The sequence below is a fragment of the Firmicutes bacterium HGW-Firmicutes-1 genome, from assembly GCA_002841625.1.
Classification (GTDB): domain Bacteria; phylum Bacillota; class Clostridia; order Lachnospirales; family Vallitaleaceae; genus HGW-1.
In genome coordinates, this window is the sequence record PHAG01000001.1 from 360,193 (window position 1) to 382,020 (window position 21,828).

The window sequence follows — 21,828 nt, forward strand, 5'->3', positions numbered from 1 at the left end:
AATACTACGTTTGGTATTGTTCAAGTAAAAACAACCTTTATCTTAAAACTTAAAATAATTTGACAATATATTACATCACCTATACCTTTCAGTAACTTTAATATGTTATAATAATAATCACCTATATCATTTTAGTATCGTTAAATGGGATTCATTTGAATAAGAATCCTAGCACAGTAATCATAACAGACTGGAGATTACCACATGTATTTGGCAAATAAAATTATACATATATCAGACAAAATAAATAAAAACATTTTAATTAAGTCTATTAGAAGCGGCCTAATTTTAATAATCCCGCTGATTATTGCAGGATCTATCTCGTTAATTTTCAACAACCTTCCGATTGCTCCCTATCAAAATTTTATGAATGATCTCTTTGGTTCTACATGGAAAATGGTCGGTGATTTAATCTGGAACTTAACATTTGGTATCATGGGCCTTGCCCTATCTATTACCGTAAGCTTCTCCTTTGTATCACATTATTCTTCTGAAAAGAACGTTCAATTGAATCCAATTATTGTCGCACTTGCCTCAATGATATCTTTTCTGATCATTACGAATACAACCATGACAGGTTTAAACACAAATCAAGTTGGTGTTACCGGAGTGTTTATGGCATTACTGATCTCCCTTACTTCAAGTACTATCTTTGTAAAAGTACATAAATTATCTAAAATTAGACTAAAATCCTTTTATATAGATAATGATTCAAATTTACAACTAGCACTCACTTCCATCCTTCCATTTTCGTTCACTTTATTTGTTTTTGTACTGTTGAGGTATAGCCTAACTTATTTTGGCATCCAAGATATTAATAGTTTACTTACTCATTTGGCAGTTGGAGGCTTTGAGAATATTGATAATCCATTTTTTTCTGGCCTATTGTTCGTTATACTTCATCAAGTATTCTGGTTTTTTGGTATTCATGGAGGAAATGTTCTTTATTCCATATCAGACAATATATATATGGCCGCCGTACATCAAAACATCAATACTCTTGTGCTAAATCAAGAACCCATTCACATCCTAACAAAGCCCTTCTTAGATGTTTTTGTATTTATTGGAGGTGCCGGCTCTACATTATGTTTATTATTTGCCATTTTCATAGTTGCTAAAAAGTCTACTACTGCTAAAATGGCAAAACTATCCTTATTACCTGCCTTATTTAATATTAATGAAATTATCTTTTTTGGTTTACCTATTGTGTTAAACCCAGTGTTTTTAATCCCTTATATATTTGTACCAATATTACTTTATAAAATAGCTTATTTAGCTACAGCTATTGGCTTAGTTCCTCTAACAATTGCTGAGGTCAACTGGACCACACCAATCTTATTAGGAGGGTTAACAGCTACAGGATCATGGCGAGGTATACTCTTACAACTCGTAAACTTATCGGTTGGCGTAGCTATCTATATTCCTTTTGTCAAAATGTTTGAAATTCAAAAAGATAGAACAATCAAAGCATCCTACGAAAAACTATTAGCGGTTATTTTAAACAACTACAATTCATCTCATAAAGTTTTATCACGATTTGATGATATCGGGAATATTGCAAATGTATTAATTTATGAAATAAAAGATGCTCTTAAAAACAATACTTTATATCTTGAATATCAACCACAAGTGAATGATCAAGGTATTGTTACAGGTGTAGAGGTGCTTCTGAGGTGGAATCATTATCGATATGGAAAGGTACCCCCTCAACTGATTATTGTACTTTCAGAAGAATCAGGCCTCATCCATGAGTTAGGTCGATGGATTATTGCAAAATCTTGTTCTCAATTGGCAGAATGGAAAAACCAATCAAACGTTAATATAGAGATGTGTATCAATATTTCACCTGAACAATTAAACGATGAAAAGATGTTAATGATTTTAAAGGATTCTATTAAAAAGTATAATATCAATCCGCAACAAATCGAGCTTGAAATCACAGAATCTGCTCCATTAAAAACTGATCATACAACTCATCAATTCATGGCAAACTTAAAGGATTTAGGAGTAAAAATTGCTATGGATGATTTCGGTATGGGTTATACCTCTATGTTGTTTATGCGTAACTTTAAGGTCGACACCATCAAATTAGATGGTTCCCTTACGAAGGATGTTGTTAAAGATAAAAATTGTCAGGAAATTATATCTTCTATGGTTCATTTAGCCAATTCTTTGAATGTAAAGGTCATTGCTGAATATGTTGAAACAAAAGAACAGCAAGCTATCTTGAAGAAGCTTGGCTGTCTCAATTATCAAGGCTATTTATTTAGTAAGCCCGTTTTACCTAATCAAATAATTGAATACTTGAATTCTCAACACGACTAAGAGGTGCATTATAAAAAATATACCAAAAACAAACAGTCTCATTTCCTATATCTTGTATCGTATGACAAGATATAGGAAATGAGACTGTTCAAATTCAAAAAGATCGTCTCGTCAGCTTATATACCTATCTCATCTTCGAAATTTCAATAGTTTATCCCCCGAAGGACAAATTTTTACAACGATAAGTAGATATATATGCTAACACTATAATACTATATAGTCTATATTATAGAATAACGATTACTAAAGGGGTGAACCAATGGATTTTACGATATATACTAAAGTGTTTTTTGGTGAAAATGCATTAGATGCATTAAGGGTGTTAAAGATTAAGAAGGTATTCGTAGTCACGGATCCATTTATGGTACAATCTGGTGCTATAAATAATTTAACTATTATTTTAGATGATATGAAAGTGCCTTACACAATATTCGATGATATTGTCCCCGACCCCCCTATTGAAAAAGTTGCAAAAGGTGTAAATGCATTTTTACAGGCTGATCCTGATACTGTTATCGGATTAGGCGGCGGCTCAGCTATTGATGCAGCAAAGGCAATTTCTGAATTTGCTTTAAAGATTAGTGGTAAAAGTAAAAACCTTTGTATTGCTATTCCAACGACAAGTGGTACAGGCTCTGAGGTTACTTCATTTGCAGTCATTTCTGATAAACAAAATAATATTAAATATCCTCTTGTTAGTGATAGTCTACTTCCTGATATAGCTATATTAGACCCAAAGCTGGTTATTACTGTTCCAAAAATTGTTACAGCTGACACAGGTATGGACGTCTTGACACATGCAATGGAAGCTTATGTGTCTACCAAGTGCAATGACTTTAGTGATGCCTTAGCAGAAAAAGCAGTAAGATTAGTTTGCGAAAATCTTCTAGATGCATATACTGAAGGAGACAATTTAAAAGCTCGAGAAAAAATACATAATGCCTCCTGTATAGCAGGGATGGCCTTCAATAATACTTCATTAGGGCTCAACCACGGTTTAGCTCATGCCTTAGGTGCACAATTCAAAATTGCACATGGAAGAATAAACTCTATTCTCCTGCCACATATTATAAAATATAATGCAAATATAAAAGGTAATTATAATGAAACCTACAACGAGGCTGCAATTAAATATGCAAACGTTGCTAAGATGCTAAACTTTCCTTCTTCAAATATTGGTGAAGCAATTAATAGTTTAACAAAAGCAATCATAAAACTGCAAAAAGATATGAAAATGCCAATTTCTCTCAGAGAACAAGGAATCCTTAAATCTGATTTGGATAAATTCAAAGAAGAAATTGCCAAGAATGCGCTGCAAGATGCAACCACTAAAACCAATCCAAGAGTTCCAACTCTTGAGGAGATCATCCAAATCCTTGAGGATATATATTAAAAGTAACTACTATAAAAATTGCTAATTCCATTTTTCACTTATAAACGAAAAGGGAGGTGCTGCACAATTTGTGTAGCACCTCCCTTTTAATGAAGTCGTTTTAAAATTTTTCCTATCATCGTTGCTCTATTGAAGGGTGTCATAAGGTATAATCCATCAACCACTGGCGTCATGGCCTTACCAAGCTCTACCGAAATATGAATACCGACTTCTTCTGCTTCTTCCCTTGACATCTTTGTGTTAAACATATTTATTACAACATCTGGAATATTCATCCCAGCAAATTCATTATTTATAAATTGTGCATTTTTATAACTTACTAAGGGTAGTATTCCACCCAATATTTTAATTCCTGTTTTTTCTTTTATTAACCTTAACTTTTGAATATCTTGCTCAGTATAAATAGGTTGTGTGAGTAAGTATTTAGCTCCTGCCTCTTTCTTTTGAAGCACCTTTTCAATTATTTTATCTAAATTAGCACCCTTTGGATTGAGCGCACCACCATATATAAATACATCCTCATTCGTGAGCTCTTCATTCATTTCCTTTACAAGTGACATCAACTTGACAGAGTTCATATTGAATACACTTTTAATCTCATTTCTCAATATATCTGGTAAGGGATCCCCCGTAACCAGTAAATAATTTCTTATGCCTTCAACATAAGCGGCCGATATTACAGATTTCAATGCAATGACATTTTTATCTCTGCAGCACACATGAGGCATTACATCAATTCCAACTTCTCGATATATTTTTGTTGCCATCATTAAGGAATCCAACCTCATCTTCCCAAGTGGGGAATCAGCAATTGTTAATATATCCACTCCTTCTGCTTTTAAAATATGAGCCGCTTCCATCAATTTCGAAATATCGTATCCAAATGGTGGGTCAATTTCTACGGCTACCACAAATTCACCTCTATCTAACTTTTCCCAAAAAGGATTTTCTTTTTTCTGAGAAACGATACGCAAAGATTCTATACTGTTTTTCTTCCTATGAGCTTCTATCTCAAATGTCTCTAAATAATTAGATATTTGCTGTATATGAGCAGGTGTTGTACCGCAACAACCCCCAACTATTTTAACTCCAAGCTTACATATATCAATTATTTTTTCTGCAAAATAATCCGAATTATCCATATATAAGGTTCTATCATAGATTTTTTCTGGATAGCCTGCATTTGGTACTGCAGCATAGATGTTCTTCTCTAAATCAATATTTTTATAAAGATTATAAAGATGTCCTGCACCAACCCCACAATTAAATCCAAAAGCAGTTAAGCCATTCAGATTCGTTAATTCTTCAATCATTCGTTTATAACCAATGCCTTTTTTTGAATATCCATGTAAATTTATTGTAAATAAGGCAATAATCTCAGCATCTTTATTTTTGTCTAAGATATATGGAACAAACTTTTTAATATAATCTGTCTGTGAGAACGTTTCAAAAACAAAGGCTTTCGCACCTAAGTTCAAAAAAACATCAATTATTCTATAATACTCACCCATGATTTCTGTTTCAGAGCTTTCACTGGTCTCGGTAATGGGTCCTATTGAACAAGCGACAAACACGTCTTGATTCAAGGCACAAGCAGTTGCAATATCATAGCCTTTTTGAAGCACTTTGTTTACTTCTTGAACCGAACAAGCCATATCATAGCGATTTGCTGAAAAAGTATTCGTACGGATAAGCTTTGCTCCTGCACCAATATAGGCATTGTGAATGTTCGTTATAGCTTCAGGTTTTTCAAGATTTGCCTTTTCACTCAGATGATTGTAATCATTCTCTTGACTCGCATAATAGGTACCCATTGCACCATCAATTAATAATATATTTTTTTCAATATATGCTTTAATAGAGTTGTTTTTCATGTGATTCTTCCTTTTTGGGATTTAAGCTTTTTTACCTTTATAATTCTTTTTATGATCTTCAAATACAACAGTTCCTTTGTTTACTTCAGAACTCTTAACTAAATAAACAACAAACCTTTTAATACTGTTCATGAATTTTTCTGATTCCATCTCACCTTGACTGATTTTATGAAGTGCTTTCTCCCATTTTCCTGTTGTCTCAGCAGATTTAAGCTCTTCCGGAATAATGGCAATTAAGTTTATACCTTTTTGAGTCGGAAATAATGCTTTTCCCTTTCTTCCTATGTATTCTACTTGAATGAGCCTTTCAATAATGCCTGCTCTAGTCGCCGGCGTTCCAAAGCCAGATTCCTTCAAATGCTCTTTTAAGGATTCGTCTTCAATATATCTACCCGCATTTTCCATAGCACTAAGAAGCGTTCCTTCTGTATAAGGCTTTGGTGGGGATGTTTGCTTCTTCAATACTTCAGTATCTTCAACGGTTCGTTTATCACCTTTCTGTAATGGAGGTAAAATCTGTTCCTTATCATCCTTGTTTGCAATGTAAAGGCTTTTCCATCCTTTTTGTGTTATAATTTTACCCTTTGTGACAAAGGTGTCTTTACCTACACCAACAATCGCTTCTGTTGTTTCAAACAAAAAATCATCATAAAATACAGCAATAAATCTTTTAACAACCAATTGATAAATATTCAATTCTTCTTTCGTTAAGCTATTTATTTTAGGTGTAACATCCGTTGGAATGATCGCATGATGATCTGTTACCTTGCTGTTATCTATAATACGTTTTGAAAACTTAAGTTCGCCTTTTGCTAGGACTGGCTCTATCGCCTTATTATATGGAGGGATGTTTAATTGATCCATTGTTTGTTTTACTTTTGGCTTCATATCATCGCTTAAATACCTACTATCAGTTCTTGGGTATGTAATAAGCTTTCTTTTTTCATATAACCCTTGCGCAATTGACAATACCTCTTGGGCTGTATACCCATAATTCTTATTTCCATCTCTTTGTAATTCTGTTAAATCATAAAGCAATGGTGGCATTTCCTTTTTCTTACTCTTAGTGACCTTTTTAACAGTTCCTTCTTGGCCTTTTACTCTATCTGATATCTCAATTGCCTTTTCTTCCTGAAAAATCTTTGTTTCTGAAGGCTTTTCATCGAACCAAATACCATTGAAATCACTAAAGTTAGCAGATACTTCAAAATAGTCCTTAGGAACAAATGCATCCAATTCCTTTTGCCTTTGTACAATGAGTGCTAAGGTTGGCGTTTGTACACGTCCAATGCTAAGCAAAATATTGTTTTTTGTAGTATATGCCCTTGTTGCATTAATCCCTACTAACCAATCTGCTTCTGAACGACATTTCGCTGATTGATAAAGAGCGTTATAAGCTGCTCCATCCTTAAGCTTTTCAAAGCCTTCTAGGATGGCTTTATCTGTCATACTTGAAATCCATAACCTCGTAAAGGCTTTGTTACATTTTGTATAACTATATATATATCTAAAGATCAATTCACCTTCTCTTCCACTATCTGTTGCACAAATAAGGGAATCCACATCTTTTCTGTGAACCAAAGTGTTAATAATCTTTAATTGTTTAACAGTTTTTTCGTAGGGTTTTATTTTTATTTCATTCGGAAGTATGGGGAGAGATTGATACTGCCATTTCTTAAGCTTTTCATCATAGTCTTCTGGCTCATACAACGTTACTAGGTGCCCTATAGCCCAAGTAATGATATAATCTATGCCTTCAATAAAACCATCACCCTTTTGGACGCATTTCAATACCTTGGCGATGTCTCTTGCTACTGAAGGTTTTTCAGCAATAATTAATTGTTTACCCATAGTTTTTCTCCTTTTTATAAGAAGCTTTGTTAGATTATAGCACAAAGAAGCCAATTGAACAAATAGTATTAATATATTTACTTACTATGCTTTTGCTTATATAATAGGAGTTAGAATCGTTTTGAAAGGGGATTATTATGACACCAAAAGATCATTTTTATCAAATACAAGCAGAAAGCATTATTAAAAAGCTTGAGCAAAGAAATATGGCCGGTTATTATTGTAAAACATCTGAAGAAGCAAAGAACTTAGCACTCGACCTAATGAAAAGCCCTTCCGTAATTTCTTGGGGAGGTTCTCAAACTATAACAGAAATTGGCTTGTTAGATGAACTAAAAAATCATAATTACACACTTATAGACAGAAGGCAAGCCAACTCACCAGAAGAAGTTAGAGAAGCTTATCTGAAAGCCTTTGAAGCTGATTATTATTTAATGAGTTCAAATGCAATCACCTTAGACGGCGAACTCATCAATATAGATGGGAATGGCAATCGAGTAGCCGCCTTAATCTACGGTCCAAGAAACGTCATCATAATCGCTGGTATGAATAAAATCGTTTCTAACGAAGAGACGGCTGTTGCACGTGTAAGAAATTTCGCAACTCCACCAAATGCACTACGTTTAAACCAAGACACACCATGTTCAAAAACAGGTAAATGTCATGATTGTACACATGAACAATGTTTATGTTGTCAAATTGTTACTACTAGATTCTCTAGAGTCTCTAAACGAATCAAGGTTATCCTTGTGGGGGAAACACTAGGATTTTAAAAAATCATAAAGGGATATCTCAAAATAGATTTTCATCTACCGAGAGATATCCCTTTTTAGATTTATAATATGCCCAGTTAAAGACCTACTCAAGCTCATCCGCCTGCAGTCAAGAACCGTAAACGAAAGCTATAAATAACACTTTCAAGGCTCTTTTCCCCCTTAAAGATAACAATAGTAGAAGGTATAAGAAGCGACCCAATTGAGACAAACGATTCCTCTCTTACTTCCGCACTCCAATGTTCTCCAACAAAAGTTGATAAATTACATTCTATATGCTCCAAGCCCATAAAGTAATCAATAATTTCTTGCCTTCTCATGCCTCTCATTTCCAGTAGCCTCTCTTCAGTCTCCATCCATTTGCTCCTTATAAATCAGCTATAAATCAATAACTTCATATTCTTGTTCCAACAAATTTATAAATAGCAATTTATTCCTCAACAATTCCCCCCGATGTAATAGAACTTTAATCACTTCACTCACTTGTATTGAACTAGCTAAAGCTGGTGTAAAGGAAGGATTGCCAAGTAACTTTTCTTTTCCTTTTGGTGTATTGTTTTTATAAATCTTATTTAATGTTCTATCACCTGGAAATATTGTTGATACTTGTCCATACCAACCTGCAATTGCACCGTATACAAAAGGAGTTTTTAACTTTTCCGCGATGTCTTGCACCAAAAACCTTGTATGGATTTGATCTAAGGCATCTACAATAACATGATGCTCTCTTAATAATTCTTCTGCATTATCCACCGTTAAAAATTCATTAATAGGTTTCACTAAAATTTCCGGATTGACTAGTGCCATACGTTTTTTTGCAATGACTGCTTTGCTATATCCTATAGTATCTGTATCAGATAGAATTTGTCTGTTTAAGTTGGTTTCATCAAACACATCACCATCTATGGCAGTAATTGTACCCACTCCAATTCTTCCTAACATTTCAATTACATAACCACCAAGACCTCCACAGCCGATTACACATACCTTTGAAGCTTTCAGTACTTCATTCTCTTCTTCACTTATAGTTGACCTATTTCTTGTATAACGCATAATCAACCTCCTCCTACCGGTGGGAATATTGATACAACATCTGAACCTATTAGCTTCGTATTGATCTGTCCATCTCTACCATTGATTAATAAGATTGCAACATCTTCTACTGGAATTTGAAGCCTTTCAATGATATCAAGGGGGCTCACACCTTCTTCTAATTCTATGAACATTTCTTTGCCACGGCCTTCCCGTAGTGTAGCAAATAATCTAACTTTTATTTGCATATAATCACCTCTCAATGAATTCACTTTATAGATTCCATTTCCTTTACAAAGAGTCAATACTACAAAACCTCCGTATTCGGTTAAACACAATATATAATCTTCCTCGACCATAGGCAATCAGCACAGGAGGGTGTGACACCATAACAATCTGCAGTTGTAGAACGCACCATATCACATCCATCTACTAATTCACAATCTATACAAGAAGGATAATGATTGTTATATACAGTGGATCTAAAGGATTCATAAGCTGAATTTTCCCAAATTTCTCGCAAGGATTCTTCTTTAATATTCCCAAACGTATGCGCTAATATTTCTTTTTTTCTGCCAAATACTACCTCCGAACCGTCATGTGCCAAGCGATAACAAGGAGTTACATCACCGGTTGCAGTAATCACGAGTGTATGATCTTCAATAAACCTACATCTTCTATCCGTTTTTAGTTGATAAGCTGGAAATTTTACTTCCAATCCACTTCTAAAAGCATAGTTTCTTACACCTTGGAAAAGTTCCTGTATTTCAGTATTTTCGTACAGTTTGTAAAGAACCAACTGGCTATCTTCCATGCTTGTCGGAAGAATATTTGAGAATATCACCTGTGATGCTTGGATAGATTCAGCGATATCAATAATTTCATATACTTGGTCTTTATTGCTTGTTGAAAGCACCATCTGTACTGAAATAGCAGGTGTTTTACGGCCTCTTGTTTTCTTATATTCATTTAATGCCTTCATATTGTTAATAATCTCATCTAATGGAAACTGACGAATTGAGAAGAAAGTATCATGGTTCCCGTCTATTGATATCACTAGATGGTCAACTGTGTCAACAATAGTCTCCAACATTTTAGGGTGCATAATTGTTCCATTCGTTGTTAAGGTTAAATACTTATCCTTTAATGCATACATAACCCTCTCTACTTCTTCAGCGTAGGTTGGTTCACCTATTCCACCAAGGACTACTTCTTTTATAGAAGACGTTTCATTTATTTCTTTAAGGCATTTTTCCAATACTTCTCCAGGCATATCACTCGTCTCGTAATCCCATGCATTTCTATAACACATGGTACAATTTAAATTACATTTATTGGTAAGCTCTAAGTAAACTTTTTCAATGGACATTTCAATCCTCCGCTTTTCAAATTACTTATGCAGAACATTCATTGTAAATGAAAGGGCTTCTTACGAAGCCCCTATTTGATAGATACCTAACTTATACTCCTAATAAGGTCTTTCTTTCTTGTGTAGGGATACCATCGCTACCCCAACCACGAAGTGAATAATATTCTGGCAATAATTCTGATAATCTTGCAACATTTCCCTCTGAAGGACCTGCTACGATAGGATCTTTTAATAACCTACTAGGTAATGTGTCTTGTGACGAATCAATACCTGCAGATAAATTATAAAGTCTTTCAATGTTCCAAATTCTTTCTCCTGCCATTAATACATCTTCAACGGTCCAATCTGTTCCAATAACCGCATTGATCATTGCTGCATAATCTCCTCCACCCATTGCAAAGGAAGTAAATAAACACAAACCAGATGCATCAATAAATGCAGTAAGATCTTGGAATATTTTTACCCATGTTGCTTTTCCTTCAAGCGTAAAACGGTCTAATTTTTCTGGTAAACCAAGGATTTCCGGAGAAATCATGTAGCCTCTAACGTGACAACCACCACGATTAGATGTTGCATATTGTAAACCTTGACCCTGAATACCTCTTGGATCATATGCAGGAAGCTCTTGTTTTTTTACTGACATGGATAACTCTGGAACACCATAGCTGTCTGTTAATCTATAGGAACCATCCGCCATTTTATCACCGAAGCCTTCTCTCAAGCCCATACGTTTCGTCCATTCTACGACTGCATCGGCATTGCCAAATTCTAAAGAAAGTCCGTCTAAATCTTCATCCTTAATATAACCCTTTTGATACAATTCCATTGCTGCTGCAATCGTTGCACCTGTTGAAATTGTGTCTAGACCCATTTCATTACACCAGTAGTTGGCTTTGATAACAGCGCCCATATCTGATACTCCACAATCTCCACCAAATGCCCAAATAGTTTCATATTCTGGGCCACCGCCTTCAATATCATCTACTTTACAATAACGTCCACATGCAATTGGACATCTATAACATGGATCTTTTTTCACTAAGTATTTTTCTGCTAAGGTTTCTCCACTAATTTCTTCCGCCTGTGCAAATTGAGAGGTTTGGAAATTATTCGTAGGGAAAACACCATTTTCGTTAATAATATTTACAAGTACTGCCGTTCCGTATGTAGGTAATCCTTGGCCTGTTACACCATTTTCTTTGATTTTTAGCGTACATTCTTTAACAACTTGTTTCAATGTTTCTTCTTGTGCAACAGTAACCTTTCCTGTACCTCTCACTACAATCGCTTTGAGGTTTTTTGAACCCATTACTGCACCAACACCAGAACGTCCTGCTGCTCTAGAATAATCATTCATAATGGAAGCCATTTTTGATAATTTCTCGCCTGCAGGTCCAATTGTTAAAATTCTAGATTTTTCAGGAGTTTCACCTTTTAAAATGTCCGTAGTTTCTGAAACCACCTTACCCCACAAATGACCAGCATTTCTTATTTCAATTTTATCGTCTTCAATCATTACATAAACTGGTTTATCTGACTTGCCTTCAACAATAATGAGATCATAACCTGCAAACTTTAGCTCTGGTCCCCAATATCCACCTGAGTTAGAGGATGCAATCGTTCCTGTTAGAGGGCCTTTGGTTACTACCATATATCTGCCTCCTGTTGGAGTTGGCGTACCCGTTAGTGGACCTGTTACAAATAATATTTTGTTTTCTGCGCTTAAAGCATCAATGTCTGGCGATACTTCGTCTGCGTAAATTTTTGTACCAAGTCCTCTACCCCCAATGTACTTCTTAGCTAGTGCTTCATCTAAAGCCTCAACCTTAGAAATACCTGTAGATAAGTCAATTCTTAAAATCTTTCCTTGATAACCGAACATAAAAATAGCCTCCTTTCAATTTGGGCGCAATAATCCTTATAGGTTATTGCAGTTAAGTAGTTTTAAAAATAAATGATTCATATTTATTTCCAATCCTTTCCAAATTCGGGAGGCAGTACAGTTTCCTGTAAAACCCATAGGTTAATGTTCATGGTCATTGACTTTAGAACGATTAACTCGGATATGGTATTCAGTTGTTTATAGTCTATATTTTATCATATTTTCAAGGTTCCTTCAATGATTTCAATACTAGAAAGTATTTTGTGTTCTAATTTTGACGCTTTCATTATCACTGATTTATAAGGAATAAATCGAATCCCCAACCTTAATTTCACCACTTTGGATTACTCTAGTAAAAACGCCTTCCTTAGGCATAATGCATTGACCTACCTGTACTTTTATTGCACAACCACTATGACATTCTTTTCCAATTTGAGAAATTTCTTGGATCGTATTTCCAATTTGCAACCTTGTTCCTACCTCGAGTTCATGAAGTATCAAGCCTTCAGTTGTTATATTCTCAGCAAATTTACCGCTACATAGTCCTTCAATACCAATTCTAGTCATTTTATCTATACTTTCCTGTGCCAATAAGCTTACTTGTCTGTGCCATTTTCCAGCATGTGCATCTCCAACTAGACCATGATCCTCTTGAAAATATCCTTCTGGAATTGACTCCTTAATAACACCCTTTTCTTTACTAATGTTGACTGCAATTACTTTTCCTACAACTTTACTCATTTAAAACCCTCCTTGAGATAGTCTCCTGATTTTCCACCTGTTTTTTTCATAAGCTTAATATCACCAATGATCATTTCTTTGTCAATTGCTTTACACATATCGTATATCGTTAATGCGGCAACGGAAACTGCGGTTAAGGCTTCCATTTCAACCCCTGTTTTGCCGGTGGTTTTGACTTCTGCCTCTATGAGAATATGATTGTGTCCAATTGTAAAATGTAGATCAACTCCTGTAAGCATTAAAGGATGACACATAGGAATTACTTCACTTGTTTTTTTCGCTCCCATAATACCTGCAACTTGAGAAACACAAAGAACATCTCCCTTTTTGATACGTTCATTTTTAATTGCTGCAATCGTATCTGGATGCATATGTATTGTGCCGTAAGCTACTGCAATTCTTGTCGTATCCTCTTTATCTGTTACTTCAACCATATAAGCTCTTCCATCATTATTAAAATGAGTAAATGACATATTCACTACCTCCAATTTATCCACCAACTTGAACCATATTTCTTGAAATGAAATTGCCTTGTTCAATAGAATGCTCTAGTGGTTTTTGTGAAATCGAATACTTTATGAGTTCTTTTAAGGAGCCGTTTTCCCTTAAAATAGTACGTAGATCAAATTCTTCATTTGAATGAAGACAATACTTCAATTGACCTTCTGAGGTTAACCTGATTCGATTACAGGTGTCGCAAAACTTGCAGGATATTGGACTGATTAAACCAACTCTACCTTTTCCACCTGGCAAGGAGTAATATACTGCTGGTGAACCATAATCTGAAGATGTAATCTTCATCAAGCTAGGTACTTTTTCTAATACGTACTCATTTGACAAGAAATTTTCTAAGGACCAGGTTGCTACTTCACCAATAGGCATGAGTTCAATGAATCGAACATCAATAGCTTCATCTTTCGTTAATGCTACGAAGCGCTCAACTTCATTCTCATTAAAGCCACCAATTAATACTACATTCAACTTTATTGGAGTTAATCCAACTTGTTTAGCCATTTCAATACCCTCGAGGACATCTTGTAATTTACCACCTCGAGTCATCATTGCATATTTTTTTGCATCTAAGGAATCTAAGCTAATGTTTACACGTGTTAGCCCAGCTTCCTTTAACCTTTTAGCCATTTCTTTTAAATGTATGCCATTCGTTGTTAATGCCAAATCAGTAATTTTAGAATGACGACTTATTTTCTCAATGAGTGAAATAATTCCTTTTCTAACAAGAGGTTCTCCTCCTGTTATACGCACTTTGTTTACGCCCAAGTCTACAAAGGTGGATACGATTTCGTCAATTTCTTCCAAGGTCAAAATAGAGTCATGATTCAGCTTATCAATTCCAGCTTCCGGCATACAGTATTTACATCTCAAATTGCATCTATCTGTAATGGATAATCTCAAATAATTAACTTCTCTTCCAAAAGAATCTTTCATATTAATTACCCACCTCCAATACTACGCCAGGATTATATAAATCATAACCTCCAATTAAGGCTAAATTGTCTTTAAAGCTGTTTGACTGCAATAGATCTATAAAGCTTATAACCCGATTGTCATTAAGATATTCTATTGGCACCAAAAAGTCATATTCTTCATATCCAACTGGAATAAAATCTAACTCCATAGCTTGTGCACTCGATAATACTCCCAATCCAGTATCAGCCCCGCCAGATTTAACCGTTACTGCTACAGTCATATGAGTAGTCATTTCTCTGTTATAGCCGTTTATTTTAGCAGAATCTAATTGTAGGTTTTTAAGCTTATAATCAAGAAGCTGTCTTGTTCCAGACCCTCGTTGTCGATTCACATAGGTTACGTCTTCCCGTATTAAGTCTTCAAAGCTTTGAATATTTTTAGGATTCCCTTTTACAACCATAAGTCCTTGAAGTCTTTTTACTCCTTTGATCATAGCCATTGATTTAGGAGGAAAATATTTCTTGATATAAGAAGTGTTATACTCCCCTGTCTCTTCATCAATTAAATGTATCGGTGATATGTGGCATTCTCCTCGTTTCATAGACATAATGCCCCCCATACTACCTACATGTCCAGAAGTAATTGGCATTTTGTCAGCAATTAAATCTAGAATCAAATCATGACTACCAATCAACACCAATCTATTCATTATTTTATCTAAAGATTTTAACAATGAAATTTGAACTTTTTGTCCTCCTTCAATCCCTTCTGACCTACGTGGAATGGATAGCACTCCATCTGCTCGAACCAAACTCATCGTCGCACCAGCACCTCTATTTAAAGGAGTTGCGATCAGTCTCCCTTTGACTTCTCCAAGCGTCACTCTTACAAGTTCTTGGTGTTTAAAAGAAGATACGACTCTTTGAGATAAAATTGCTTCAATATTTTTTGTTTCGCTTTTTTTACTTGAATACATCTCAAGAATAGGTTTTACAAAGGTGTCAAAGGCAAAATATGCCGACACCGGATAGCCTGGAATTCCGATTACGCCTTTACCATCTATCATTCCTAAAATAGTTGGTTTCCCTGGCTTAAGCGCAACTCCGTGTACAACTACAGTACCTAGTTCACGAATAATATCTACTGTAAAGTCTTTAGATCCAGCAGATGAACCTGCATTTATAATTAATAAATCATTTTCATTTATACCCTGCTTTATAGCTTCTTTTAAAATCTGTCTATTATCTATTGCTGGCGTATATATTTTTGGCAAGCCTCCTAATTCAGTGACCAAACCTTCAAATACCTTGGAATTTGAATCAATAATTTTACCATACTGAAGCTCACTCATATTTTGTACAACTTCTGTCCCAGTTGGTAAAATACCAACCTTTGTTCTTGAATAAACCGTTAATTCATCAATACCACCGCACAAAAGTGCCCCAAGGTCTACTGGTCTGATTGTATGATTCGAAGGGATCAACATCTCACCTTGAACGATGTCCTCACCAACTGGTCTAACATGTTGCCAAGGATATGCAGGAGCAATAATTTGAATAACTCCTGTGTCAATTTCCGCAATATCTTCAATCATGATTACACTATCCCTATTTTCTGGCATTGGGTTTCCTGTATTAATATAGTTAAAATGAATTCCCTCTTGAAGCGATTTAGGTGTCTTTTCAGAAGCACCATAAGTATCGGCTGCAATTACTGCTATACCATCCATAGCTGAACAATGGAAATTTGGTGATGATATTTTAGCAAATACTGCTTCAGAGGTTGTTCTAAATAACACATCATGAATAGATAACTTTTCTGTATTAAACGTAGCTGGTAGCGCCTCTGTATATAAATGAATTGCCTCTTCTACTGGCAAATTAGATATATATATATTTCTTGATTGTTGGTCTAACTTTATAATATCTTTATCTTTATCATTTTCATTTTCACAACACATTTATAACTCCACCTCCTGTAGCAAGTAAACATCAACTTGCTCGCCTTTCATCAAGCCTTCCTGATTGTCAGAAATTCGTATATATCCAGAAGCTCTAGTAAGCAATGACATCATTCCTGATTTACCGTATAGAGGAATCGCATTCCATTCGTGATCATTCCTAATTAATTGAACCATTTGATAGGTTTCTTTTCCTGGAGAAGAATGCACATTACTATCTAGGGTTGCCCTGACATGAAATGTGTTGGTTACTCTTTTTAAGATTTTTTGCATATACCTTTTTACGAAAATATGAAATACCATTAAAGCTGCTGCTGGGTGACCTGGTAGTCCAAATACAAGTTTAGCGTCAATTTGGCCAATAATAGTCGGTTTTCCAGGTTTGATTGAAATTCCGTGAACGAGTACCCGTCCACCATCAAAGGACTCAATTACTTGTTTTGTATAATCTCTTGTACCTACCGAGCTTCCTCCTGAAATTAAAACGATATCAGCTTGCTCCATTGCTTGACTAAGTTCATCTTGTAATTTCCTAAAATCATCTCTGACGATAACTTTTTTTATTACTTCTCCACCTAATTGTAGAATGAGTGCATTCAAAGCATAACCATTGACTTCTCTAATTTGTCCTAGCTTTTGGGTTTCATTGTAATCAATAATCTCATCACCTGTTGAAAGAATGGCAAATTTGGGTTTGTTATAAACTTGTACTTTGTAGGTACCAGTTGCAGCAAATAATCCAATGTCATAGGCTGATAGTTTTTTGCCTTTTGGGGCAATCATATCACCTTCTTGTAAATCATCTCCGATTAGTGTAATATTTTCTCCTGGTGCAATCGGCTTTTGAATTAATATTGTTTGTTCATCTAGTTTCTGTACGTATTCAATCATTACCATACCGTCTGCACCACGGGGTACCATACCACCAGTAGGGACATAGACTGCTTGACCCTTTTGAAGACACAAATCAGTACTTTCTCCCATATTCACTTCTGATACACATAGCAAAAAGCTAGGCATTGCATCTGATGCTCCCATAACATCTTGGCAAATAACAGCATAACCATCCACTGTTGATCGATTGAACTCTGGCAAATTAACTCTTGCATAGTAATCCGTAACAGTAATTCTATCTACGGCATTGATTAAATCAACCTCTTCTGTACCAATGATATAGGTTTCAGATAATCTATCTATTATTAAATTGACTTCTTTTACAGTTAGTACATTGAAAAACTCCATAATATCGTCTCTTTTCTTGCTTAAATTTTTGGTCTAAATACTAGTTCAAGTGACTTATTTATTCCCAATTGGTTCCCCACATTCCGAGGTATCTCCAACAAGTATTTGCAAACCATGATAGAGCGGTTCAAGTATAAAAGATAAGGATTCATTAACAGCTTTAGGGCTACCTGGCAAATTTACAATAAGCGTATTTCCTCTAATACCCGAAACACCTCTTGAAAGCATACCTTTTGGTGTAATTTGTAAGCTATTATATCTGATAGCTTCTGAAATCCCAGGTACTTGCTTAATGATTGCTTTTAATGTTGCCTCTGGTGTAACATCTCTTTTACTAAAACCCGTTCCTCCAGTTGTTAAAATCAAATTAATGTTTAATTCATCAGCCATATAGATCATTTCGTTACATAATGCCTCTTCTTCATCTGGTAGCATAACATATCTTTTTATCAAATATCCATTTTCACTCATCATAGTTTCTATCAGTTTTCCACTGATATCTTCTCTTTCTCCACGAGACCCTTTATCACTTGCTGTTATAATTCCAACCGAATACATAAGGCCCCTCCTTTTTGTTTTTATTATACAAGTATATGTTTTTCACCTTTTTTTACTTCAATTTCGCCTTTATTCATAAAAATGACTTCATCACATAGCCTTCTAGCTTGGCTCATATTATGTGTAATCATGATTGTAGTCCCTTTTTTTTCGTTGTTTCTTTTTAAGATCACTTTTTCTATTAATTTCATGGAATTAGGATCAATATTTGCAGTTGGTTCATCCAATAGAAGAAGCTGAGGTTCAAAAATTAATGCTCTGGCTAACGCAACCTTTTGGGCTTCTCCACCTGATAGGCTTGTAGCAAGTTGATCTCTTAAATCAAATAGCTGCAATTCCATCATGATTTCGTTCACTTTGCTTTCAATTGTTTTTTTAGATTGCTTTCTTATTTTTAATGGGTATGCAATATTATTGAATACAGATGTTTTTAACAGATAATGCCGTTGACTCATAAAAGTGATCAGTTTAGATATTTGCTCATTCAAAATACATCTATTGTAGTAAATTTCGCCAGAGGTATTTTGTTCGATCCCTGAAATAATTCGGAGTAAAGTGCTCTTTCCGGCGCCATTGGGTCCAATGATTCCATAAAGTTTATTGCTTTCAAATAAAAGAGACTCAATATTCAAGACTGTTCGTTCTTCGTAAACTTTGCTCAAGCCTTTTATGTTTATTTCCATATTAATCTCCTACCACATATTTGTATAATATAGAATTCACTATAAATGAAATAATAAGTAATACAATTCCCATAGCAATAGACATTGAGTAGTTTCCCATACTGTTATTCATGGCGATAAACGTAGTCATAACTCGTGTATGACCAAGTATATTACCACCTACAAGCATGACTGCACCAACTTCTGAAATTGCTCTTCCAAACCCAGTAACAACAGCTATCAGTATCGTAATTCTCATTTCCTTTATCAAAAGGATTAAGGTATCCCATCTGTTACCACCAAGAGTCTTACATATTTGTCTTATTTCTGGACCTTGCTCTTTGGCATGATTAAAAATGATTCCTGTAATGATTGGTGTTACCAATAAAGTTTGTGCAATTATCATTGCGGTTGGTGTAAACAACAAACCAAATTGTCCTAATGGGCCTCTTCTTGAAATAAGAACTGCTACAACAAGTCCTACCACAACAGGCGGCAAACTCATAAAGGTATACAGAAATCTTGTGAATACTTTTTTAAACCTAAATTTCTTTATTGCTAAAAAAAGTCCTACTGGAGTTCCTATAATGGAAGCAATCATTGTTGAAGTAAAGGATACAAAGATGGATAGGGATATAATTAAATATATCTCTCGATCAAAGGATAAAAGAAGTTTAAATGCTTCTTTTAAGCCATCCATTATATATCCCATATCCTTCACCTCCATTGACCATATTTATTTATTGCGCATTCGGTATGAACAAAGATTGTCCAAATTCTTCTTTGCCAAACTCACCAATTAGTGTTTGTGTCTTGTCTGATAATATCCAATCAACAAATGCCTTTGCGCCTTCACTGTTAATTTCTGCATTCTTACTGGGATCAACTGCCATTACTCCGTACTGATTCAGGAGCTTTTTGTCACTCTCTACGACTATTTTCAAATCTAATGTGTCCTTCATCGTAAGGTAAGTCGCTCTGTCAGTTAAAGTATATCCCAGTTTTTCATTTGTCATTTGGATAACATCACCCATGCCTTTTCCGGCTGAAAGATACCAATCCCCTTGAGGCTCTATTCCTGCTTCTTTCCAAATACCTTTTTCTTTTTTATCGGTTCCAGAATCATCACCTCTAGAAACAAAAGTATAATTTCCATCTCTCAATAAAGTAAACGCTGCTACAACATCTCCCTTGGCTTTATCTATGATGCCTGCTGGGTCATTGTTGGGTCCTATAATAATAAAATCATTGTACATAACATCGAATCTTTCAGCTGCATGTCCAGCTTTTACGAACTCTTCCTCACTACTTTTTGCATGCACCAATAAGACATCCGCTTCTCCATCTACGCCCATCTGAATTGCTTTTCCTGTACCAACAGCAATAACCTTAGCTTCTATTCCTGTTTCTTCTTTAAATTTAGGCAGAATATAATCTAGCAATCCACTATCTTGTGTACTTGTAGTTGTTGCTAATAGTATACTTTCATTTTCTTCAACTACTTTTGTTGTGTTATTATTTGTGCATCCAGCAAATATCGGTAAAATCAAACTACCAATGATTAGAGCCATAATCACATTTTTCTTCGATGTCACAAAAAACGCCTCCCTAGGTTCTCACTTGTAACCTAACTCAAGCAATGCGCTTAGACGCCCCAACCTATGAGGTAGGGACTTCTTTAGTTAGGTTGAAAATAATTATTATTAGTACTTGTACTCTATTCACTAATTATACAGAGTTCATACCAATAAAAACTAGCTTATAATTTAAAAAAATACGCTAAAATCAACAAATACTTCTGTCAAATTCTTCAACTATATTGATAAACCTTCCAACGTATGTTAGTATTAAATTAATCATTTAATCAACTTAAATATATTTATGAAAGGATGCTTAAGATGATTCACAATTTTGATCGTAGTTTAGAAAAACATAACAATTATGAAACAGAGTATCTTAAAATACTCTATTATGATTTGTCCAAAGACTATAAGGAAATCTATAAATCCTATCAATATAATAGACTCTGTACAATTGCAAATGGTACAAAACACGTCAAAATTAATAATGGTGTTGAATTTGATTACAACAGTTCCGAATTCATACTTCTTCCTCCTAACTCTAGTGTACAAATGGAGATTAAAGAAGACACGATTGCAGTGGTGTATGAAATCAGCGATAAGCTTATTGAGGATACTAGAAACCATATTCAAATCAAGTTTGAAGCTGATGCCATCGATGCTAAAAATAGTATTGTCAAAGAAAAATTCAATGAATGTATTAAGGCACCGCTTAAAAGAATAAATGAGTATTGTTCAAGCAATGACGCAAACAAAACCTTTTTAATAGACTTATGCTCTCAAGAGCTTACCTATAATTTAATTAAGAATTTTTTGATTACCCCTAATCCAAACAATAAGTATTTTGATCCCGTAGATTATACTGTTAAATTTTTAAATGAAAATATATATGAACCAGTTACTATTAACGAAATTGCTGCTTACCTTAATATGTCTGCTTCAAATTTAACCTCTTGCTTCAAAAAGAGGACAAACATGACACCAAAAGAATATCAGAATCTACTTAAATTGAAAACTTCAAAGGAAGCCCTCAAACATAAGAATGTTACTGAAGTGTGTTATGATTTAGGCTTTGAAAATGTTTCTTATTTTATTAAATTATTTAAAAATTACTATGGAGAAACTCCAAAACAATTTGCTATGAAAATAAATTAAACT

The 21,828-nt window shown here is 34.7% G+C and carries 20 protein-coding genes and 1 riboswitch; of the genes, 4 read left to right on the top strand and 16 right to left on the bottom strand.

The window, feature by feature from the left end; translation table 11 throughout:
- The first annotated feature begins 204 nt into the window (after positions 1-204).
- Both CVU84_01480 and CVU84_01485 read left to right on the top strand, forming a co-directional pair.
- The gene (locus CVU84_01480) at positions 205-2,325 is read left to right on the top strand and encodes a PTS lactose transporter subunit IIC (protein PKM96412.1); all 2,121 of its coding nucleotides are present in this window, start codon (positions 205-207) and stop codon (positions 2,323-2,325) included.
- Between the two features lie 259 nt (positions 2,326-2,584).
- On the top strand, positions 2,585-3,718 hold the full coding sequence (locus CVU84_01485; protein PKM96413.1) for an alcohol dehydrogenase: 1,134 nt from the start codon (positions 2,585-2,587) through the stop codon (positions 3,716-3,718).
- A gap of 86 nt (positions 3,719-3,804) precedes the next feature.
- Here CVU84_01485 and CVU84_01490 read toward each other — a convergent pair whose 3' ends face one another.
- A complete protein-coding gene (locus CVU84_01490; GenBank protein PKM96414.1) occupies positions 3,805-5,592 on the bottom strand; it encodes a bifunctional homocysteine S-methyltransferase/methylenetetrahydrofolate reductase in 1,788 nt (595 codons plus the stop codon).
- Positions 5,593-5,613: 21 nt separating this feature from the next.
- Entirely contained in the window at positions 5,614-7,443 is a 1,830-nt protein-coding gene (locus CVU84_01495; protein PKM96415.1) for a DNA topoisomerase III, read from the bottom strand.
- A gap of 137 nt (positions 7,444-7,580) precedes the next feature.
- On the opposite strand from CVU84_01495, the gene CVU84_01500 reads away from it, so the two are divergent.
- Positions 7,581-8,216 (top strand): lactate utilization protein, encoded by a 636-nt coding sequence (locus CVU84_01500; GenBank protein ID PKM96416.1) that lies wholly within the window; start codon positions 7,581-7,583, stop codon positions 8,214-8,216.
- A gap of 95 nt (positions 8,217-8,311) precedes the next feature.
- On the opposite strand, the gene CVU84_01505 is transcribed toward CVU84_01500, so the two are convergent.
- The 14 genes from CVU84_01505 to CVU84_01570 form a co-directional block, all read right to left on the bottom strand.
- Positions 8,312-8,572: a hypothetical protein gene (locus tag CVU84_01505; GenBank protein PKM96417.1), complete on the bottom strand. Its 261-nt coding sequence runs from the start codon at positions 8,570-8,572 to the stop codon at positions 8,312-8,314.
- 22 nt (positions 8,573-8,594) lie between these two features.
- Positions 8,595-9,272: a molybdopterin biosynthesis protein MoeB gene (locus tag CVU84_01510; protein ID PKM96508.1), complete on the bottom strand. Its 678-nt coding sequence runs from the start codon at positions 9,270-9,272 to the stop codon at positions 8,595-8,597.
- Entirely contained in the window at positions 9,272-9,496 is a 225-nt protein-coding gene (locus CVU84_01515) for a molybdopterin synthase sulfur carrier subunit (protein ID PKM96509.1), read from the bottom strand. The genes CVU84_01510 and CVU84_01515 overlap by 1 nt, the downstream gene beginning before the upstream one ends.
- A gap of 80 nt (positions 9,497-9,576) precedes the next feature.
- Complete coding sequence (locus CVU84_01520; protein PKM96418.1) at positions 9,577-10,617, bottom strand: tungsten cofactor oxidoreductase radical SAM maturase; 1,041 nt, start codon at positions 10,615-10,617, stop codon at positions 9,577-9,579.
- 91 nt (positions 10,618-10,708) lie between these two features.
- Positions 10,709-12,499, bottom strand: a complete 1,791-nt coding sequence (locus CVU84_01525; protein PKM96419.1) for an aldehyde ferredoxin oxidoreductase — start codon at positions 12,497-12,499, stop codon at positions 10,709-10,711.
- Between the two features lie 76 nt (positions 12,500-12,575).
- Positions 12,576-12,694, bottom strand: a riboswitch (molybdenum cofactor riboswitch).
- A gap of 102 nt (positions 12,695-12,796) precedes the next feature.
- Positions 12,797-13,240, bottom strand: coding sequence for an MOSC domain-containing protein (locus CVU84_01530; GenBank protein PKM96420.1), 444 nt, complete (start codon positions 13,238-13,240; stop codon positions 12,797-12,799).
- Positions 13,237-13,713 carry a cyclic pyranopterin monophosphate synthase MoaC gene (gene moaC, locus CVU84_01535; protein PKM96421.1) on the bottom strand — a complete coding sequence of 159 codons (477 nt, stop codon included), beginning with the start codon at positions 13,711-13,713 and terminating at the stop codon, positions 13,237-13,239. Before moaC ends, CVU84_01530 begins: the two co-directional genes overlap by 4 nt.
- A 16-nt stretch (positions 13,714-13,729) precedes the next feature.
- Positions 13,730-14,686, bottom strand: coding sequence for a GTP 3',8-cyclase MoaA (gene moaA / locus CVU84_01540; GenBank protein ID PKM96422.1), 957 nt, complete (start codon positions 14,684-14,686; stop codon positions 13,730-13,732).
- 1 nt (position 14,687) lies between these two features.
- Positions 14,688-16,628, bottom strand: coding sequence for a molybdopterin biosynthesis protein (locus CVU84_01545; protein PKM96423.1), 1,941 nt, complete (start codon positions 16,626-16,628; stop codon positions 14,688-14,690).
- Positions 16,629-17,870: a molybdopterin molybdenumtransferase MoeA gene (locus tag CVU84_01550; protein ID PKM96424.1), complete on the bottom strand. Its 1,242-nt coding sequence runs from the start codon at positions 17,868-17,870 to the stop codon at positions 16,629-16,631. It abuts the gene before it with no gap.
- Positions 17,871-17,924: 54 nt separating this feature from the next.
- Positions 17,925-18,428 carry a molybdenum cofactor biosynthesis protein gene (locus CVU84_01555; protein PKM96425.1) on the bottom strand — a complete coding sequence of 168 codons (504 nt, stop codon included), beginning with the start codon at positions 18,426-18,428 and terminating at the stop codon, positions 17,925-17,927.
- A 23-nt stretch (positions 18,429-18,451) separates the two neighbouring features.
- Positions 18,452-19,105 carry an ABC transporter gene (locus CVU84_01560; protein PKM96510.1) on the bottom strand — a complete coding sequence of 218 codons (654 nt, stop codon included), beginning with the start codon at positions 19,103-19,105 and terminating at the stop codon, positions 18,452-18,454.
- Positions 19,106-19,112: 7 nt separating this feature from the next.
- Complete coding sequence (locus CVU84_01565) at positions 19,113-19,802, bottom strand: tungstate transporter permease (GenBank protein ID PKM96426.1); 690 nt, start codon at positions 19,800-19,802, stop codon at positions 19,113-19,115.
- Positions 19,803-19,830: 28 nt separating this feature from the next.
- Positions 19,831-20,661, bottom strand: coding sequence for a tungsten ABC transporter substrate-binding protein (locus CVU84_01570; protein PKM96511.1), 831 nt, complete (start codon positions 20,659-20,661; stop codon positions 19,831-19,833).
- A gap of 318 nt (positions 20,662-20,979) precedes the next feature.
- Between CVU84_01570 and CVU84_01575 the strand changes: the two genes are divergently transcribed.
- Complete coding sequence (locus tag CVU84_01575; GenBank protein PKM96427.1) at positions 20,980-21,825, top strand: AraC family transcriptional regulator; 846 nt, start codon at positions 20,980-20,982, stop codon at positions 21,823-21,825.
- Positions 21,826-21,828: the final 3 nt, after the last annotated feature.

What these genes read in the sequence shown, in the direction of transcription:
- CVU84_01480 (PKM96412.1), top strand. Translation starts at nt 205, where the DNA reads ATGTATTTGGCAAATAAAATTATACATATATCAGACAAAATAAATAAA.
- CVU84_01485 (PKM96413.1), top strand. Translation starts at nt 2,585, where the DNA reads ATGGATTTTACGATATATACTAAAGTGTTTTTTGGTGAAAATGCATTA.
- CVU84_01490 (PKM96414.1), bottom strand. Translation starts at nt 5,592, where the DNA reads ATGAAAAACAACTCTATTAAAGCATATATTGAAAAAAATATATTATTA.
- CVU84_01495 (PKM96415.1), bottom strand. Translation starts at nt 7,443, where the DNA reads ATGGGTAAACAATTAATTATTGCTGAAAAACCTTCAGTAGCAAGAGAC.
- CVU84_01500 (PKM96416.1), top strand. Translation starts at nt 7,581, where the DNA reads ATGACACCAAAAGATCATTTTTATCAAATACAAGCAGAAAGCATTATT.
- CVU84_01505 (PKM96417.1), bottom strand. Translation starts at nt 8,572, where the DNA reads ATGGAGACTGAAGAGAGGCTACTGGAAATGAGAGGCATGAGAAGGCAA.
- CVU84_01515 (PKM96509.1), bottom strand. Translation starts at nt 9,496, where the DNA reads ATGCAAATAAAAGTTAGATTATTTGCTACACTACGGGAAGGCCGTGGC.
- CVU84_01520 (PKM96418.1), bottom strand. Translation starts at nt 10,617, where the DNA reads ATGTCCATTGAAAAAGTTTACTTAGAGCTTACCAATAAATGTAATTTA.
- CVU84_01525 (PKM96419.1), bottom strand. Translation starts at nt 12,499, where the DNA reads ATGTTCGGTTATCAAGGAAAGATTTTAAGAATTGACTTATCTACAGGT.
- CVU84_01530 (PKM96420.1), bottom strand. Translation starts at nt 13,240, where the DNA reads ATGAGTAAAGTTGTAGGAAAAGTAATTGCAGTCAACATTAGTAAAGAA.
- moaC (PKM96421.1), bottom strand. Translation starts at nt 13,713, where the DNA reads ATGTCATTTACTCATTTTAATAATGATGGAAGAGCTTATATGGTTGAA.
- moaA (PKM96422.1), bottom strand. Translation starts at nt 14,686, where the DNA reads ATGAAAGATTCTTTTGGAAGAGAAGTTAATTATTTGAGATTATCCATT.
- CVU84_01545 (PKM96423.1), bottom strand. Translation starts at nt 16,628, where the DNA reads ATGTGTTGTGAAAATGAAAATGATAAAGATAAAGATATTATAAAGTTA.
- CVU84_01550 (PKM96424.1), bottom strand. Translation starts at nt 17,870, where the DNA reads ATGGAGTTTTTCAATGTACTAACTGTAAAAGAAGTCAATTTAATAATA.
- CVU84_01555 (PKM96425.1), bottom strand. Translation starts at nt 18,428, where the DNA reads ATGTATTCGGTTGGAATTATAACAGCAAGTGATAAAGGGTCTCGTGGA.
- CVU84_01565 (PKM96426.1), bottom strand. Translation starts at nt 19,802, where the DNA reads ATGGGATATATAATGGATGGCTTAAAAGAAGCATTTAAACTTCTTTTA.
- CVU84_01570 (PKM96511.1), bottom strand. Translation starts at nt 20,661, where the DNA reads ATGGCTCTAATCATTGGTAGTTTGATTTTACCGATATTTGCTGGATGC.
- CVU84_01575 (PKM96427.1), top strand. Translation starts at nt 20,980, where the DNA reads ATGCTTAAGATGATTCACAATTTTGATCGTAGTTTAGAAAAACATAAC.